Annotated in this window: 13 protein-coding genes and 3 tRNA genes; 9 read left to right on the top strand and 7 right to left on the bottom strand. The window is 53.8% G+C overall.

The genetic code is table 11. The annotated features are described in order from the left end of the window. The first annotated feature begins 2 nt into the window (after positions 1–2). From IGNI_RS07225 to IGNI_RS07215, 3 genes are all read left to right on the top strand, one after another. Positions 3–1,889: a DUF460 domain-containing protein gene (locus IGNI_RS07225; RefSeq protein WP_238374135.1), complete on the top strand. Its 1,887-nt coding sequence runs from the start codon at positions 3–5 to the stop codon at positions 1,887–1,889. A 42-nt stretch (positions 1,890–1,931) separates the two neighbouring features. Next, positions 1,932–2,753, top strand: a complete 822-nt coding sequence (locus IGNI_RS07220; RefSeq protein WP_202943255.1) for an NAD+ synthase — start codon at positions 1,932–1,934, stop codon at positions 2,751–2,753. 26 nt (positions 2,754–2,779) lie between these two features. After that, positions 2,780–2,896, top strand: a tRNA-Ser gene (locus tag IGNI_RS07215). A gap of 12 nt (positions 2,897–2,908) precedes the next feature. On the opposite strand, the gene IGNI_RS07210 is transcribed toward IGNI_RS07215, so the two are convergent. Together IGNI_RS07210 and IGNI_RS07205 are read right to left on the bottom strand one after the other, a co-directional pair. After that, entirely contained in the window at positions 2,909–4,117 is a 1,209-nt protein-coding gene (locus IGNI_RS07210; protein ID WP_012123530.1) for a molybdopterin molybdotransferase MoeA, read from the bottom strand. A 43-nt stretch (positions 4,118–4,160) separates the two neighbouring features. Continuing rightward, positions 4,161–4,234 (bottom strand) — tRNA-Ile (locus tag IGNI_RS07205). Positions 4,235–4,318: 84 nt separating this feature from the next. On the opposite strand from IGNI_RS07205, the gene IGNI_RS07200 reads away from it, so the two are divergent. Both IGNI_RS07200 and IGNI_RS07195 read left to right on the top strand, forming a co-directional pair. Next, positions 4,319–4,789, top strand: coding sequence for a hypothetical protein (locus IGNI_RS07200; protein ID WP_012123529.1), 471 nt, complete (start codon positions 4,319–4,321; stop codon positions 4,787–4,789). Next, positions 4,731–5,528, top strand: a complete 798-nt coding sequence (locus tag IGNI_RS07195; protein ID WP_012123528.1) for a DUF1464 family protein — start codon at positions 4,731–4,733, stop codon at positions 5,526–5,528. Before IGNI_RS07200 ends, IGNI_RS07195 begins: the two co-directional genes overlap by 59 nt. Here IGNI_RS07195 and argF read toward each other — a convergent pair. Beyond that, entirely contained in the window at positions 5,525–6,460 is a 936-nt protein-coding gene (argF, locus tag IGNI_RS07190; RefSeq protein WP_012123527.1) for an ornithine carbamoyltransferase, read from the bottom strand. The genes IGNI_RS07195 and argF overlap by 4 nt on opposite strands. Positions 6,461–6,586: 126 nt before the next feature. Here argF and IGNI_RS07185 point away from each other — a divergent pair, with 126 nt between their 5' ends. Continuing rightward, a complete protein-coding gene (locus IGNI_RS07185) occupies positions 6,587–7,096 on the top strand; it encodes a hypothetical protein (protein ID WP_012123526.1) in 510 nt (169 codons plus the stop codon). Here the strand turns inward: IGNI_RS07185 and IGNI_RS07180 are convergent. Together IGNI_RS07180 and IGNI_RS07175 are read right to left on the bottom strand one after the other, a co-directional pair. Beyond that, a complete protein-coding gene (locus IGNI_RS07180; RefSeq protein WP_012123525.1) occupies positions 7,083–9,719 on the bottom strand; it encodes an AAA family ATPase in 2,637 nt (878 codons plus the stop codon). The genes IGNI_RS07185 and IGNI_RS07180 overlap by 14 nt on opposite strands. 37 nt (positions 9,720–9,756) lie before the next feature. Beyond that, positions 9,757–9,843: transfer RNA gene (locus IGNI_RS07175), tRNA-Ser, on the bottom strand. 163 nt (positions 9,844–10,006) lie between these two features. Here IGNI_RS07175 and IGNI_RS07170 point away from each other — a divergent pair. Together IGNI_RS07170 and IGNI_RS07165 are read left to right on the top strand one after the other, a co-directional pair. Next, complete coding sequence (locus IGNI_RS07170) at positions 10,007–10,864, top strand: hypothetical protein (protein WP_012123524.1); 858 nt, start codon at positions 10,007–10,009, stop codon at positions 10,862–10,864. A gap of 49 nt (positions 10,865–10,913) precedes the next feature. Continuing rightward, a complete protein-coding gene (locus tag IGNI_RS07165; RefSeq protein WP_012123523.1) occupies positions 10,914–13,136 on the top strand; it encodes an elongation factor EF-2 in 2,223 nt (740 codons plus the stop codon). A 225-nt stretch (positions 13,137–13,361) separates the two neighbouring features. Here the strand turns inward: IGNI_RS07165 and IGNI_RS07160 are convergent, their stop codons facing one another. After that, a complete protein-coding gene (locus IGNI_RS07160; RefSeq protein WP_012123522.1) occupies positions 13,362–15,227 on the bottom strand; it encodes a KamA family radical SAM protein in 1,866 nt (621 codons plus the stop codon). Positions 15,228–15,303: 76 nt separating this feature from the next. Next, the gene (locus IGNI_RS07155) at positions 15,304–15,945 is read right to left on the bottom strand and encodes a hypothetical protein (RefSeq protein WP_012123521.1); all 642 of its coding nucleotides are present in this window, start codon (positions 15,943–15,945) and stop codon (positions 15,304–15,306) included. A gap of 69 nt (positions 15,946–16,014) precedes the next feature. On the opposite strand from IGNI_RS07155, the gene IGNI_RS07150 reads away from it, so the two are divergent. Continuing rightward, a complete protein-coding gene (locus IGNI_RS07150) occupies positions 16,015–16,356 on the top strand; it encodes a nitrate reductase subunit D (protein WP_012123520.1) in 342 nt (113 codons plus the stop codon). Positions 16,357–16,560 lie beyond the last annotated feature (204 nt).

Genomic DNA, 16,560 nt, shown 5'->3' with positions numbered 1-16,560 from the left:
TGGTGTTAGTCGACTGCGACGGGAAAGTAATCATAGATAAGAGGGTTGACATTAAGAAGCTCATACGCATACTCTGGGAGTTCAGGCCGAAACTGATTGCCGTCGACAACTTAACGGAACTAGGTGAGAACCAGAGGGAATTGATCAAGTTCTTGAACTTGATTCCCCCAGAGACTGAAGTGGTACAAGTAACTCGGGTGGACGGGGAGTTCGTCGACCTAAGGGAACTCTTGAAGGTTCACGGAATGCGTTTCACCTCGGAGAAGCTCACGCCCCGGGAAACGGCGCTGGCACTGGCCTTTTTGGCTCTCAAGGGCGTAGGCACAAAGGTCAAAGTTTTCGAAGAGAAGACCAAGATCATTGTGACGAAGGGTCGAACTCCCAGAGCCGGCGGGAGCAGTATGAATCGCTTTGTAAGGGCCACTAGGAACGCGGTAATCGAGACAGTGAACGAAATAAAGTCAACCTTGGAAAAGGAGGGACTTGACTACGACCTCTTCATAAGGAAGAGTGACGGCTCTATAGATTCTGCAACCTTTATCGTCTACGCCCCGCGAAAGTCCCTAGAGGGGCTCGTTAAGCCGGTCAGCAGCAGCGCGGTGCGCGTAAAGGTTAGACCGGTCGTCACGCGCAAATTTATGTTCGAAGACGAAGAACAAAGGACAAAAGAGCTACTCGTCGTAGGCATTGACCCCGGCATAAAGACCGGACTGGCTATATTGAACGTAGAAGGCGAGGTCCTCTTCTTAGGCTCGTTCAAGAATGCAGATAGGGGCGAGCTAGTATCTCTGATAAACAAGTTCGGACTACCTATAATTATTGCTACTGATACTAGTCCCCCCTCCCACACCGCGAAGAAGCTCGCCGCGACGCTCAACGCGGAGTTATATTATCCTAAGAACTCCTTAAGCGTCAAGGAGAAGGAGAGGATAGCGGAGGAGTACCGGGCTAGAGGGGTCAACGTGGAGGACAGCCACCAAAGGGACGCGTTGGCGGCGGCGCACAAGGCCCTCAATGCGATAAAGGGTAAGATAGAAAAAGTAGAGAACTACTTGGAGAGAATAGGACTCGACGTCGATAGAGATAGAGTGCGCCTCAGCGTCTTGAAAGAAGGACGTTCGATAGCGGACGTGGTTGAAGAAGAGATAGGTGAACTTATAAAAGAAGAGGGGGGCGAAGAAGACGTCTACCCTACAGCTCAACAACCTAAGAGGAACGACCTCGAGGGCGGCGGCCTGAAGAGCGCCTTAAAACTAGCGTACCTAGAGGCCGAGAACGTTAGCCTAAAGCTAAAGATTAAGGAGTTAGAAGCTACAATTGAGAAGCTAAACTTGGAACTGAACCTAATTAGGAGACAGATAGAGGACGAAGTGGAGAGGAAGGTATCCTCGATAAAGGAGAGTTACTCCCAGCTGACGCGTAAGGTTGAGGAGCTCCAGAGGATTAACGAGGAACTGAGCTCGTTGTTGGAGAAGGCCGGGGAGGCGGCGTTAAAGGTCGAGAGAGGTGAGGCGTTCGTAGCCTTGTACTTGGACGACATTACTTTTACTTCCAAGTTCCCGGAACACGAAATAGAGGAGCTACCCACGAGGGCGATCTTAGCGAACAAGGTGGAAGCGCTAAACGAAGACTTCATAGAAAAGATATTAGAGAATAATATAATGTTATTTGCCTCTGAGATAAATGAGAAGACTAAGAAAGAATTAGAGGATAGGGGGATCCCCGTAATAACGGCGTCGGGCGAGGTCTACGGTAGGTATGCCGTCCTTCCCATTGACCTTAAAGACGAGTGGAACGAGAGAATGGAGAAACTGAAGTCTATGAGGCAGATGCAAGTAGAAGACCTCGAAAAACTCTTACAAGAGTATAGGGCCTCCCGTTGGAAGTGAGCTTTATATTAAGGACCAAGTTACAAAGGCTCGGTTATGAGAATGAAACTGCCGGAGCCGGACTGGGACTCTGTTAGGAAGAGGATAGTAGGGTGGCTGAAGGATTTCTTCCAGCGAACCGGGAGGGTGGCCGTAATAGGGCTTAGCGGCGGGGTTGATTCCGCGGTTACTGCGGCGTTACTGAGCGAGGCTTTAGGCCCCGAGAGGGTGCGAGCGCTTATCTTGCCCTCCGCCTCTACACCAGAGAAAGACGTGGAAGACGCCAAGCGCGTCGCCCGGCTCCTCGGCATCGAGGACGTGAGAGTGATTGACGTAGAGCCGGCCCTCCGAGCTTTCGACGACCTACTAAAGGTCGACGACAGGGTCGTGAGAGGCAACACCCTAGCAAGGATAAGGATGACCATACTCTACGCCGTAGCTCACAAGGACGGCATAGTCGTAGGCACCGGGGACAAGAGCGAGTTCTTGTTGGGCTACTTCACCAAGTGCGGCGACGGCTGTGCGGACGTCTTCCCCATAGGGGACCTTTACAAGACCTGGGTAAGGAAGCTCGCGTTGCACATGGGCTTGCCGGAGGACGTGGCATTGAAGCCTTCGAGCCCCCGCCTCTGGCCCGGCCATTTGGCTGAGGAGGAGTTGGGCTTTAGTTACGAGGTAGCCGACGTGGTCCTCTACAATCTCGTTGAGAACGGTATGAGGCCCCAAGAAATAGTGGAGAGGTTAGGAGTAGACAAAGAAATCGTGGACAGAATAATCCAAAGGATAAAGTTAAATAAGCATAAACTCATAACTCCTCCAATCGTCAAAGTAACGAGAAGGACAGCCTTCGAGTTCGTCGAGGAGGCGGATGCGCTGCTAACTTAATAAGGGGAAGCCGCTGAGCTCACAACGCCGGGGTGCCCGAGCGGCCCAAGGGGGTGGGCTCGAGACCTCCAGCGCCCGAAGCGACCGAGAGACCCACTGCCCCAATCAGGGGCGCGCGGGTTCGAATCCCGCCCCCGGCGCCACGAGTTGACCACTCACTCTAACACCTCGGAGATCAACTCTACCTCGACTTCGGCGCCCACGTCGTACCCGGTCTCGCCCTTGAGACCCGCCACCAAGATCCCGTTTCCCTTGAGTAGTGACGAGAGAATACCCGAACCCGTGAGCCTCAAGGGCTCTACGACGTACTCCTCACCGACCTTCCTCACGACTACCCTGTAGACGTGGACCATGTTGGGTTGGACCGGCAGCCTCCTAGCCAGCTTCGCCTTAACCTTGGGCCTCGGGGGCTCCTTGAGACCCCAAGCCCTCTTTAGGATGTTCCACACGACGACCTCAAGCTCGCTGAGCGCGGCCACGGGGTAGCCGGAAAGGGCTACCAACAGCTTGCCGCCCTCGCTCACCCCCACGGCGAGGGGCCTGCCCGGGGTGAGGGCGACGCCGTGAAGGCTGAACTCAGAGACCTCTTTCAGCGCGGACGAGGTGAAGTCGACGCGACCGACGGAGGTCCCCCCGGTGGTCATTACAATGTCGTAGCCCTCCTTCACCTTCTTCTCGAAGAACTCTCTTATAGCTTCTTTGTCGTCTTCAATTATGCCGAAGTAATCCACTTTGATGCCCATCCTCTCTTTAAAGAAAGAGGAGGCCAGCCACGCCGTGGTGTTCTTCACGCCTTCCCTCTCCTCCCACGGCTCTACCAATTCCGAACCCGTGGCCGCTAAGGCTATTTTGGGCGCTACCACGTCTACCTCGACTACCCCTTGAGATAACAAGGCGGCCACGTGCCAAGGCCTGAGGTACGTTCCTTTCGTTATTATTGTGTCCCCAGACTTTAGGTCCTCCCCCCTCTTCGCTATCGCGTTGCCCGGCGGGAAGGGGCGGAAGACGTATACCTCGCCGTCCTCGACCTTACAAGCCTCGATGGGCACTACCGTGTCAGCTCCCGGCGGCAAGGGGTTACCCGTGTTGACCGGGACCGCACAGCCGCCCTCAGCCTCCCCACACAACTTCAACTTACACGGCGACGTCTCGCTGCAGTCCTCTACGAATTCGCTGTTCACCGCGAACCCGTCCAAGACGGCCTTGTCTTCTGGAGGGACGTCTTGTGAGGCCCTCACGTCTGAGCCCGAGAACATGCCCACTGATTCTACTGTCTTGATCCTCTCGAGCGGTGCGGGGCCCAACCTCTTGCTTATTTCGTCAATCACGTAGGGGACGGGGTGTAGCTTCTTCAAGCCGGGCAAAGCCTCTCCTTCCCGCTTTGAGGTGATTGGGCGGGAGGTTTAGTGGGCCCGGGGGGATTTGAACCCCCGGCCTCCCGGTTATCAGCCGGGCGCTCTGCCGGGCTAAGCTACGGGCCCGCCGAAGGTGACTACGATCACCTTATAAATTTTGAGAGCTACGCCTTTATTGAACGATGAAGTCCGCAGGGTTGGCTGAGACCAATGATGAAGAAAAGCCGAGCTGAGTTCGTGTTGCCCGTGTGGCTGGAACGCTCCAAGAGCAAGTCCGGCAAACACGCCTTCTTGAGATTGGCCTTCGTAGTGGATCACTCCGGGAGGGTAGTCGCCGAGTACCAACCACCGGAGGGCAAGCCCGAGGTCTACTCGCGGGGCCGAGGGGGAGAGGTCAGCGTCCCTTACAAGGGGGAGGAGGTGGTTGTCGTCTTAGAGCTCAAGAAGAACGCGCGGGACCGAGTCTCTGGTTCGGCGGAGGTTTACGACAGGGGCAAACTGGTTTACAAGGCCTCCTACCGGAAGCTCAAGCTGAGGTCCTCCTACGGCGACCCGGCGTACCACTACTTCGTCAGCAGCGTCTTCAAATACTTAAACTTACCAGTTAAGAGGGAGAACCCGTTTGCCCACCTCGGCGGGAGTAGACGTAGGGACGAGGGGCATACGAGCGGTCTACGGTAGGTGCCCACACGTCTTAGGGTACCTCGAGTTCTCTAAAAATGAGATCGAAGAGGCACTGAAGTTCTTAAAGGGTATAGGGGTAAAGGAGCTCTGCTTGGCGGGGGGCTATCAGTGGAGAGAGGTTAAGGACCACGAAGCCCTTTCCAGGCTGTACGACGAGGTAGTGCCAAACGCCGGGAGAGAGGAGACCCACGGCCTTCGAAGACTCTTGACCGCTGCGCTCGCTTACTTCGAAACGACCTTGCTCCCCTCCGCCGGGGCCTCGGGCGAGGTGCCCGAGGGCCTTTTGATAAACGCCTTGGACAGCGGCACCCCTGACAAGGTGGCTAAGGCAAACTACTTGATACATAACGGGAAGAGGACCTTCACGATGGTAGATAAGGGTTGCTTTGTGAGTATACTGTACGTGGAGGACGGAGCTATCACGAAGTTCGTGAGCGCAACTAGAGGCATGCCCGGCCGTTGTTCGCCAGGGTTGGTGGACGCCGAGCTGTTATTGATCTATAAGGAATGGCCCAAGGATAAGGGCTCCATACTGCGCTCCGGCGTTGACGAGAGGGTCGTGGAGGCGTGGCTCGATTTCTACCGACCAACTTTCGTGGGAGAGGAGGTACTCTGCCCCAGCGAGGCTTGCGGGAAGTACTCCGGAGCGCTGGGCGCCTTCTTGTGGTGTTGTGGTAAGAGGCCGAAGCACTTGTTCTCTGACTCCTTTACCCGTTGGATAACCTTGAAGGATTAGGGGACCAAAAGGGCCAAGACCGCTCTCTGAGCATGGAGCTTGTTTTCAGCTTGATCCCACACGACGCTTCTGCTGGACTCCAAGACCTCTTCGGTTACCTCCTCGCCCCTGTGCGCGGGTAAACAGTGCATGAATATGTAGTCCTTTCCTACGCACTTCAAGAGCTCTGAGTTGACTTGGTAAGGTCTTAAGTCCCTAAGCCTCTTCTCCCTCTCCGCCTCGAGACCCATGCTCACCCACACGTCAGTATACACGACGTCTGCCCCTTTCACCCCTTTACAAGGGTCGTACACGAGCTCGAAGCTCCCCCCGCTCCTCCGGGCCCTCTCCTCAGCGGCTGCGATCACCGCGTCCAGCGGCTCGTACCCGGGAGCAGTTACTATTCTTACGTCGGCGCCCAAGCTGGTCGCCGCTAGGGCTAGGCTGTGGGCCACGTTGTCGGCCCCGTCTCCCACGAAGGCTATCTTTACCCCGCGGACTCTGCCCAACTTTTCCAGTATGGTCATCACGTCTGCTATCGCTTGGGTCGGGTGGAACTTATCGCTTAGAGCGTTTATGACTGGGACGCCCGAGTGCTCGACCAGGGTTTCTAGGTCTTCGTGCCTCTTCACCCTGGCCGCTATAGCGTCTACGTACCTTCCTAGGACCCTCGCGGCGTCCTTGAGGGGTTCCCCCCTTGACAGCTGGCTGTCAGACTTCGTTACGTAGCTTACGCTCATGCCCAGCTGACTCGCTGCGACTTCGAAGGCCACTCTGGTCCTCGTGCTGGGCTTTTCGAACAACAAGGCCAAGTGACGACCTTCTAAGAGGCCCCAGTACCGCCTCCCGGCGTAGTTCTCCCTCTTCATCTGCAGGGCGGTATCTACGATGAATTTTATTTCGTCCTCGGCGAAATCCAGCAACGTCAACATGCTGCGGCCTTTCAGATGCAATCTGCGCCTTCCCGCTCCTCGCCGCGTCGCGAGAGCCTTAACACTTTCGTCTAGCTACCCTCTCCCGGTACAGAGTGTACCTACTTGTTAATTACTATATCTCAAAACAAATGCACGGAGAGCGATATGAGGTTGGTGTGGGACTACGAGAACGGGGTAGTGATAGATATCGAGACCGGAGAAGTCGTCGATTATATCGTGGACTTTTACGTTTCGGAGGAGCGCTTCGCCGACAAGAGGGTTGGTAGTAAGATTAGTGAGGAAGAGAGAGCGCTTCTCAAGGGAACTGAGATAGTGAAGGAACTCAACGAGAGGGGCTACAGAGACGTGCGCGGCACCTTTGTTCAGTACAAGTTAGGCCTCACGAATAAGACCGTGAAGAGCTTGGAAAAGGTCGAACGTTTGCCGGAGGTACCAGCGGAGTTGAGGACGGACTTCGAATATTATCTCAAACTAATAGAGAGGGACCCAGTCTTGTCTGCGAGGCCTAAGAGGAGCAAGCACTTGATGGCGTTGGTATGTGCCTACGTAGTCAACGGGAAGAACGTCAGGGAGGTGAGCAAAAGGTATAACGTCGGAGAAAAGACGCTTAGGAAGCTGCTCGCGCTCGCTCGGGAGAGGATCATTCGCACGTAATCGTAGAACCCTTGGGGGTCCTTCTAACGTGACATGCGGAGTCGGCAATATCCATCATCTCTCTGTCGTGAGTCACAACTATCATTTGGGTCAAAGAGGGGCCGACGGCGTACGAGATTATCTTCTTCAAAGCTTGCCTCCTTTCGGAGTCCAAGTAGGCTGTTGGCTCGTCCATTATCAAGAAGGATATCCTCCCGCGAGAGAGGAGCTTCGCTAACGAGAGCCTCAGAGCCAAGGCGACCCCGACCCTCTCGCCTCCGGAGAGGGAGTCCACGGTCACCCTCGCGCCGCCGTCTAGTACCGCCCTTATCGTCCACCCCTTCTTCCTCTTTTCAATTATCTCCTTTATCTCCACCTTCTTTACGTTAAGGTCGAACATATCTAATATTCTGTTCGCTTCCTCCTCCCACGCCTTTCTGAAGCTCTCAGTCAGTTTGTCTATAATGACGGTGGAGAAGGTTTTTCTGAACTCCTCAAGGAAGATGGCGTATTGTTCGTACGCCCTAAGCTTTTCTATCTCATTCTGGTACCTGTTTAGCTCCTCTCTCAGCTTCGCTACGTTCCGCCTAGTTTCCATTATTTTTGCCTCCGTTTCTGATATGTTGCGGAGGAGGGCGTCCCTCTTCCTTTCCAAGGCCTCGACCTCTCGCGCTAGCCGTTCTAATGAGGCTTCGTCGAAGCCCAGCGAGGCTAACTCTCTCTTCAGCTCAGCCTCCTCTCTCCTCTTGAGCTCTGCTGCGGCGCTTAGCTCCTTTTTCTTGGAGGCTAACCTCTCCAGCTCCGCTATTCTCCTTTCGAGCTCTTCTGGTGAGCCAAGCACTTCCAACTCTTTCTTTATTTCGCTCAAGCGCTTCTCTACCTCTTCTTCTTTGCTTGCGTCTACTCCTCGTAGCTCTTCTAGCTGATGTTCTATTTGTCTGAGCATCCCCTCCTTCCTTTTTAGCTCCTCTAGTTGGGCCGTCACGGCGCTTAGCTCTTCCTTAACTTCTTTGACCAGCTTGTCGTAATGCTCGACCGAAGCCCTAGTTCGCGATAATTGTTCTTTCAGTTCGTTAAACCTCTTTTTCAAGTCAGCTAAATAAAGTCCTAATGCGTCTAGGTCTTCGAAGCCTAGGCTCTCCAATCGGGCGCGCGCCTTGTCCAAAGCCCTCTTGAGCTTCTCTAGCCTAGACTCCAAGAGCCGTGCTTCCGTTTCCAACCTCTTCTCTCTAGCTTTCAACTCGGTCAGCTTTTCTTCAAACTTCGCGACTTCCTCGGCGTAGCGCCTTATGAGGGACTCCCGCCTTTCGGGAGGGAGTGGGGACCCGCAGACCGGGCAGGAGTCCCTCCCCCTTAGCATCTCTATTGCGCGGCGCCTTTCGTCCAACATTACTTCGACGAGCCTTCTCTCGTTAGTGACCTCCTCTAGCTCTTTCTTGACGTTCTCGTACATCTTTTCGAGCTCTGTAACCCGTTGCTCGAGGTCGCTGATCGTAAGGCCGTCCAACTCCCTCTCCAACACGACATAGTTCTTCTCAATCCTTTTGATTTCTTTCTCTATTTCCTCCACCTCTTTTTCAAGCGTTCCCAACTTCATGACGAGTAATTGACGCCTTTCCAACATTTCGTCTAACTTCTTTGAAAGCTCATCCCTTCTCCTCTCCAAGTCCTTGAGCTTGCGCAGCTCGGATTTAACGGCCTCTCTTTTGGCTAAGAGCTCTTTCTTACTCTTTATGGCTTTCAGTTCGTTTTCGAGGCGCTCTTTAATCAGGCTTAGGTCCTTAACCTTAACTAGCTTGGACCTCAGCAAGTTTAGCTCAGCTTCGTCGAGGTCGCTAAGAGCTTCAAGTTCTCCAATTAGCGTCCTCAACTCCTCTTGGACTTTCATTAGTTGGGCCTTAACCTTTTGGTATTTGGCCTTCTTCTCTTTAAGCTCGTTAAGTTCAGACCTTAAGTCGTTCAGTTTGTCCTCGACCATGCGGAGCTCTTCCTTGAGCAACGGCAGCTTCTCTTGTAATTCCTTTATCCTGTTCATTTCGCTATTCAACTCTTTCTTATACTTTTCATACGTCCTTTGAACGTTCACCAAGTTGGATGCGGTGCCCTTATAGTAGTTTATTATTTCTCTCAGAGAAGCTTCGACGGCTTCCTTGTCTCTAACTCCCAGCAACTCTAGAACCTTGTTCTTCAATTCCGAAGGACTCAACTCCACCAACTCGGTCAATTTTCCCTGGGGTACGAAGACGGTTTCACGCAGCGCTTTGACGTCTCCGAATCCCAATAAGGAAGCTATGGCTTTGTTTACGGCTTGAGAGCCCGAGGCGTATAGTTTGCCGCCCTCCTTTAGGACGGCTTGTACAGAGTTTCCAACTCCTATAGCCCTCTTCACTTCGTATACCTTATTTGACGCGGAGAAGGTAAGGACCACCTCGGCGCTCTTGGCGCCGTAATTAATCAGCTCCTTGTTGGTGACCTTTCGGCTCACCGCGGCGCTCGTCAGGGCGTAGGCTATGGCGTCCACAAAGCTGCTCTTACCAGCGCCGTTGGGACCCACTACGACTACCACGCCTTCCGGTATGCGCACTTCTAAGTTCTCGTACGAAAGGAAGTTTCTTAACTCTAGCTTCAATAATTGGGCCTTCATAACTATCTACCAGTCGCCCGACGCGTTCGTGCGACTCTGGCGCCGGGGGCGGGATTCGAACCCGCGCGGGGTTTCCCCCACCGGCTCTCAAGGCCGGCCCCTTGGGCCGCTCGGGCACCCCGGCGGTAGAGGAGCTCGCTGACGTTCTTTTAAGATTTGAGAGGACTGCTCCAGTCAAGGGTTTGCGATCCTTCTCAAAACCCGAGACCATTAAGACGTACTTGAGGGGTCACCATGGTCGAATATAAATCTCCTCTCATCATTGAATGTATGGGGGCAGACCAACAATGCTAGTATTGGTGACGCCGACGTGCAGAGGGTCTGGTAGCAAAGTGCTCGCACTGGAACTGGCAATCCACCTAAACATAGAAACCAAGAGGCCGGTGATCCTCATAGACCTATCCACAGATTTCACTTCGTTCGACATGGAGACAAACTGCCTCACGGCATACTTCAACAACATCATTCACACGGCGCAGGCGACGAGGAGGTTCGAAAAAGCTCCCGACGTACTCATAACAAAGATCATAACTGAGGAGTGTATGAAGATAATAGACGAGAGGAAATTCATAAAAAACATCTTCGGAGGAGGTTTGAGCGCGCAGCTCGCGGAGTTCGTAAACTACTTGTTACACAAGGACTTCGGCGTGATAGTTTACGTACCTCCCGACATGATAGGGGAGTACCTCCTAGAGAGGGCCTTCGTAGATACGGGACTCGTGAACAGGGCAAAAATCGTGATCACTAGCAACGAGAAGAAGAGCTGCATAGACCGGCCCCGGATGATCTCCAGCAACGACCTCCTCTCGAGGAGAGTGGCCTCGATAATAATAAACAAGATACCCATGGGTGTTCTGGACGGCGTCCGGGAAGACGTAAAGGTTAGGTTGCTCAAGAAGACCGCCCCTAAGGGCTCCCCCCTCTTAATAGGTCTAATACCGCTGACCATGCAGTTGTACTATCGTGACTTAAACTCTTACCTTCCCCTCCTCATGAAGGCCGAGTATAATGAGCACGCGAAGAGCATAAGTAAACTGCTGACTATGGTAGTAAGAAACATCTTGGGGGTCGAGAAGGAGTCTAAGATACTCACTGTGGTTAGGGGGATGATTTCCGAACAACGCCTCGGCAGCTTGGTCCACTAGAGCCCACACCTTTTATAAATCCTTACCCTTAGCCCTACCGGGCAAGAATATGCCAAAGTACAAACATGTAGAAGACATTTTGAAGATAATGAGAAACGTAGAGCAAGTGAGGAACATAGGCATCATAGCCCACGTGGACCACGGCAAGACCACGACGAGCGACGCGCTTTTGGCCCACGCGGGGATACTCAGCCCTAAACTGGCGGGAGAGGCGAGGGCGCTAGACTACTTGGACGTTGAGCAGCAGAGGGGAATAACCGTAAAGGCGGCTAACGTAAGCTTGTACCACGAGTACAAGGGTAAGCCCTATGTAATAAACTTGATAGACACCCCTGGCCACGTCGACTTCAGCGGTAAGGTCACCAGGAGCTTGAGGGTACTAGACGGAGCCATACTGGTGGTCGATGCTGTAGAAGGGGTAATGACTCAGACCGAGACCGTCTTGAGGCAAGCTCTAGAAGAGCTGGTAAGGCCGCTTCTGTTCATCAACAAGGTCGACCGCCTCATCAAGGAGCTCAAGCTCAGCCCCCAAGAGATCCAACAGAGGATAGTCCAAATCATTAAGGACGTTAACGAGCGCATATTGACTTTCGCGCCCGACCCAGAGATAGCCAAGAAGTGGTTGTTGGACCCCGCCAAGGGCCATGTGGCCTTGGGCAGTGCCAAGGACAAGTGGGGCATTACGATACCTATGGCCCAAGAAAAGGGAATAAAGTTCAGTGACATAGTAGAGGCCTACGCAAAGGGAAGCAAGGACGCTATAGAGGAGCTCTTCCACAAGGCCCCCTTACACGAGACCTTGCTAGACATGGTGGTCCGCTGGGTGCCCAACCCCAGAGAGGCCCAGAAGTACAGGGTGCCCAGGCTCTGGAAGGGCGACATAAACAGCGAGCTAGGCAAGGCCATGCTCAACTGCGACCCCGAGGGCCCCTTGGTAGTATTCATAAACGACATGAGGCTAGACCCCCACACTAAGAGGCTCGTCGCCACCGGCAGAGTCTGGGCCGGTACCGCGACCGCGGGCAAGGAGGTCTGGTTGGTCAACGCCCAAAAGCCGGGCAAGATACTGCAAGTTTCGATTTACATGGGTCCCGACAGGGAAATAGTGGACTACGTGACGGCGGGCAACATAGTTGCCATGCTCGGTCTGGACGACGCCAGGGCCGGCGAGACCCTAGTCGACATAAACTACAAGGACCAAGCAGCGCCCTTCGAGCAGCTCCACTACGTCAGCGAGCCCGTGGTGACCGTGGCGATAGAGCCCAAGAACCCCAGGGACTTGCCCAAGCTTATCGAGGCGTTGAGGACGTTAAGCATAGAGGACCCCAACCTCAAGGTGACCATAAACCAAGAGACTGGCGAGTACTTGCTCAGCGGCATGGGCATGCTACACATAGAGATTGCGCTGACACAGCTCAAGGAGGTTTACGGCCTTGAGGTCAAGGTAAGCCCGCCCGTGATAACCTACCGTGAGACCGTGAGGAAGCCCGGAGAGAAGGTAGAGGGCAAGAGCCCCAACAAACACAACAAGCTGTACATCACCGTGGAACCGCTAGAGAAGGAAGTAATTGAGATGATACAGAAGGGCGAGATAACTGACGACCAAGACCCGAGGGAGAGGGCGAAGGTCCTTAGGGACAAGGTCAACTGGGACGCCGACACCGCTAGGAGGATATGGGCCGTCGACGAGGAGAACTTCAACATATTCATTGACAAGACCGTGGGCGTCCAGCACTTAAGGGAGGTGAAGGACACCATACTGGCCGGCTGGAGGCTCGCCATGAAGGAAGGGCCCTTAGCGAAGGAGCCGGTAAGGGGCGTCAAAGTGATACTGTGGGATGCCGTGATACACGAGGACCCCGCGCACAGAGGTCCCGCCCAGCTATACCCGGCAGTTAGGAACGCCGTTTACGCAAGCATGCTGACCGACAGCCCGACCTTGCTGGAGCCGTGGCAGAAGCTAGACATAAGGGTTCCTAACGAGTACATAGGCGCGGTGACGGGCGTCATAACTAAGCACAGAGGCAAGATATTGGAGGTCATCGACATGGGCGGGCAAGCCAGAATAGTGGCGGCGGTACCCATAGCTGAGAGCTTCGAACTCCCCATGGAGCTGAGGAGCGTAACCGCCGGTAGGGCGTTCTGGGGCACCGAGTTCTACGGGTGGGAGCCAGTGCCCGACCAGCTCCTACCGGAGCTCATAAGGAAGATCAGGGAGAGGAAAGGCCTACCCCCAGAACCACCCAAGGCAGAGGACTTCCTCGGGCCTTAACGGGGAAGGGTACAGAAAGAAGTTTTATCCCTCTATTGTTAAGTAACTACTAACAACGCCTCTGTTTTCAAGCTATTGGGAAGCCCTCGCCAAGGCGACGTCGGAGGGTCATAGTGCCGTTGCCTCGATAGTTCCAGAGCCCCATAGCCGGGATGGACCTTTGGTAACTTACTCCTTAAAGCTCCAGGAGACACGGAAATGAAAGATGATGAAAGAGACTGGAGGTTAGTAGTAGTACCATATGCTCTTGTAGTCCTCCAAGTCCTCTCCGAAGACTTCCTTCAGCTTGTCTAAGTACATCCTAATAGACACTATATCGGTGTAGATGTACGGCGCTACCAACTGGATGTTCTTCTCCCACGGGTGCCACAAGTACACCCTCCTGCCGTCGGGCCTTATCATTATCAGCTCGTGGTCTTGCCACGCCCTCAAGTGGTTCTTGCCCAGCCTGGGGACGTTGAAGACGGGCTCTTCCGTCCTAAAGGTGCCCGGTAGGACCCTCGCCTCTTCCTTCCTCTCTTGGAGTATCCTGGCCACGGGCACTAGGTAGTCCTTCGTCTCCCACTTCCCTTTGGGGTAGAACGTGTAGTACGGGTCGATGCCTATGCTCTTCAGCGCTATCCTAAGGGCAGAGGTCTCGAACCGCCTGCTGTTCCAGAAGGTGAACACTTGCTGGTTATAGACGTATATCTTGTTCTTGCGCAAGTTGGTCACGGCCTCGGCCATCTCCGGAGTTACCTCATAGGCGTGTTCTACGTGAGTTACCACGTGGATATTCCTCTTTCCGGGCTCGATGTAAGAGCCGAGCATTTCGGCGAACTCCGGCGTTATCCTCATGGGAACGGTAACTGGAGTTCTGGTGCCGAACCTTATCATCTTGACGTGGTCCAACTCGCTCAGCCTCTTCACTATATGTTCTATGTCTTCGTCCCTTAGTATGAAGGGGTCGCCGCCGGTCACCAGAACGTCTATTATATTGGGGTGTTCGGCGAACCAGTCTATGGCTTCATCTATAGTCATCCTGGTGGGGATGGCCTCTTTGTCCATAGCAGTCATTATCTCCCAGTTCCTCTGACAGTAGACGCAGATCTGGGGACACGTGTGGGCGGCCTTTAGTATCGCTACCATGGGGTACCTCCTAGTTATCAACGGATGCGGGCTGGTGTCGTGCTCTCCCATGAAATCGAAGTAGTACTCCCTCTCGTCCAGGTGAGCAACCATCTCCTTAACGTAGTGGAGAGGCGGTAGCACTTGCCTCCTCACCGCGTAGTCGTGCTTCCAGCCCTCATCAAAGTCGAAGAGGTGTAAGTAGTACGGAGTTATCCCGAAGGGGACGTTGTACTTGACGGCGTCCTCCAGCGCCTTCCAGTCTTCCTCACTCAACCCCTTTACGAGCTCTTTCAACACCTTTATTGCCCTCTTACCCCTTAGCGCGTTCTTGTAGTGCCACTTGTAGTCCTTCCAGTCGTCTTCGCTTCCTCCCAAAACTTCCAATATCTTCCTTCGGTTCTCCTTTCTCTTCTCTATTACCTCCGGGTCGAGGCCGCTGGGGTAACGCTTTATGTACTCCCAGACCCGTGAGGCCAACCTATCCAAGTATTCGCTCCGGGCTATGCCGGCTTGGCGCCCCTTCAACTTGGAGAAGTCGAAATACCCTAGACCTTCCGCGTACTTTGCGGGGTATATGTCCGGCTTTCCATAAATCGCCTTGAATAAGTGAATGAATTCCAGGACGAAGCCCTCGTCGACTTCTTCAATGCCCTCATACCTCGCCAGTTTGTACAAGTACTTCAAGGCGGAATAACCAGTCAGCTTCTCGTTCAGAGGGGCAATGACGTTCTTGAATACCCTTATGGCTTCAAGCGCTTGAGCCCTTATCAGCGGGTGCACTTCCACTTCGCCGTACATGTACTTGGTTTCCATTTCGCTGAGCCACTGGTACAAGGCCTTGCGCGCCTCCTCTACGTCCCTCGCCTCTACTAGGATGTACTTCGCCTCCCCGGCGACCTCCCATAGCTTGTCCACGAGCTCTCTGGTCGCCGGCTTCTCTATTTGCAGAGGAACGTCCGTCTTCTGTAGGACTACGGTCAATGTGATCTACCCTACGGGGGCTCGGGACAACACTAATATGTTAGGACGTTTAGAGTACTAATCGACGCTCGTCTCGCTATTCGAGCCTCCAACTTACTAAACGTTCGTTCCGCTCGACACAAAATTTATAATCTCTTCCGGAGTCTTCTAGCGCCTTTAGGACTTCAATTGGGTCCTCCACCCCTACGTCCCTGAGCTCCGGCACCAACGCAGCGATCAAAGCTTTGATTTTATCGTCCTTGTCTTCGAGGGCTGAGAGGATTGCAGAGGGGACCGCGGCCTCCAAAGTGGCCTTACGGCCGTCCCACTTGAAGGCTATGTAGCCCTTCCGGGCGTTGGCGGGATAAACCTTTATTTTACCGTTTTCCACTACTACTTTTACTAGCTTGGAGCTAGGTGAGGAGAGCTTGAGGGTTATGCTCTCACAGTACTCCTCGTCCTCCTTACGCTTGAACTCGCACTGGAACCCCCTCGCCCTAAGTTCGTCGCAAAGAGCCTCGAGGTCCTCTCCGAAAACCTCTATACCCAATAAGGCCAGCAAGGAGTCCGGCAGCTCGCCTTCCAAGGCGTTCTTAGCTTCTTCTACTAGCTCATCCTCCAGTGCGGCCTCCAACCTTATGCCGCTGCTACACTCCTCGTAGAACAAGTAGGGCTGTCCTTCGAAGTCCTCTATTTCGAGTTCAACCTCTGGGTAAGTCTTGTACTTCAGCAGCTTCATATTGAGCCCCGAGCGCCGGGCGGTCACTATTTAATGAATTTTGGATAAGTGTTCAGCGGTGCGAGTCTAGTGCCCTTTGCGACGGGCTTCTTCTTAGTCGCCCCTAACTATAGGGGCACAGAGGAGTACGCGAGGATCGCCTCCCAGTTGAGGGAGTTAGGTTTTGAGATATACGAGACGGATAATCCAGCTTATTTGATATTCTATGTAGAGGCGCCAGACGTAAAGAGCTTAGAGAGGGTAATAAAGACCGGCGAAACGATCGAGGGCGTTGCGAAGGCCTTCGTGGTATGGGGGTTCTTGGCGGACGACGACGCGAGGAGAGAGTTGGAAGAGATGTTGGAAAGGGGCGAGATATCTTTATCTGATGAAGCTCGCAAGTATTTCGAGGATCTGTTGCGTTCCCTCTGAAGTTCGAGGGACCTCTATTTTATTTCAAAAACAATGCGTCCCAAGTTTTGAAGCATGTACTGACAAGACGAGGGAGCACAACCCGACTTTCGGCCCTCCCATATACAGAGAGCGTATATTAGCTCCTGGAATGAGGCTAGTATCGGGTGCAGTGTCTGCCTTGCCGAGTTCTACCAGAAGGAGCTTACTAAAGGCCCTAGCCCT

Origin of the sequence: Ignicoccus hospitalis KIN4/I (genome assembly GCF_000017945.1) — an archaeon.
Classification (GTDB): Archaea; Thermoproteota; Thermoprotei_A; order Sulfolobales; family Ignicoccaceae; genus Ignicoccus; species Ignicoccus hospitalis.
Note: the sequence above shows the minus strand (reverse complement) of the source record. Positions and strands in the feature narration are given on the sequence as shown.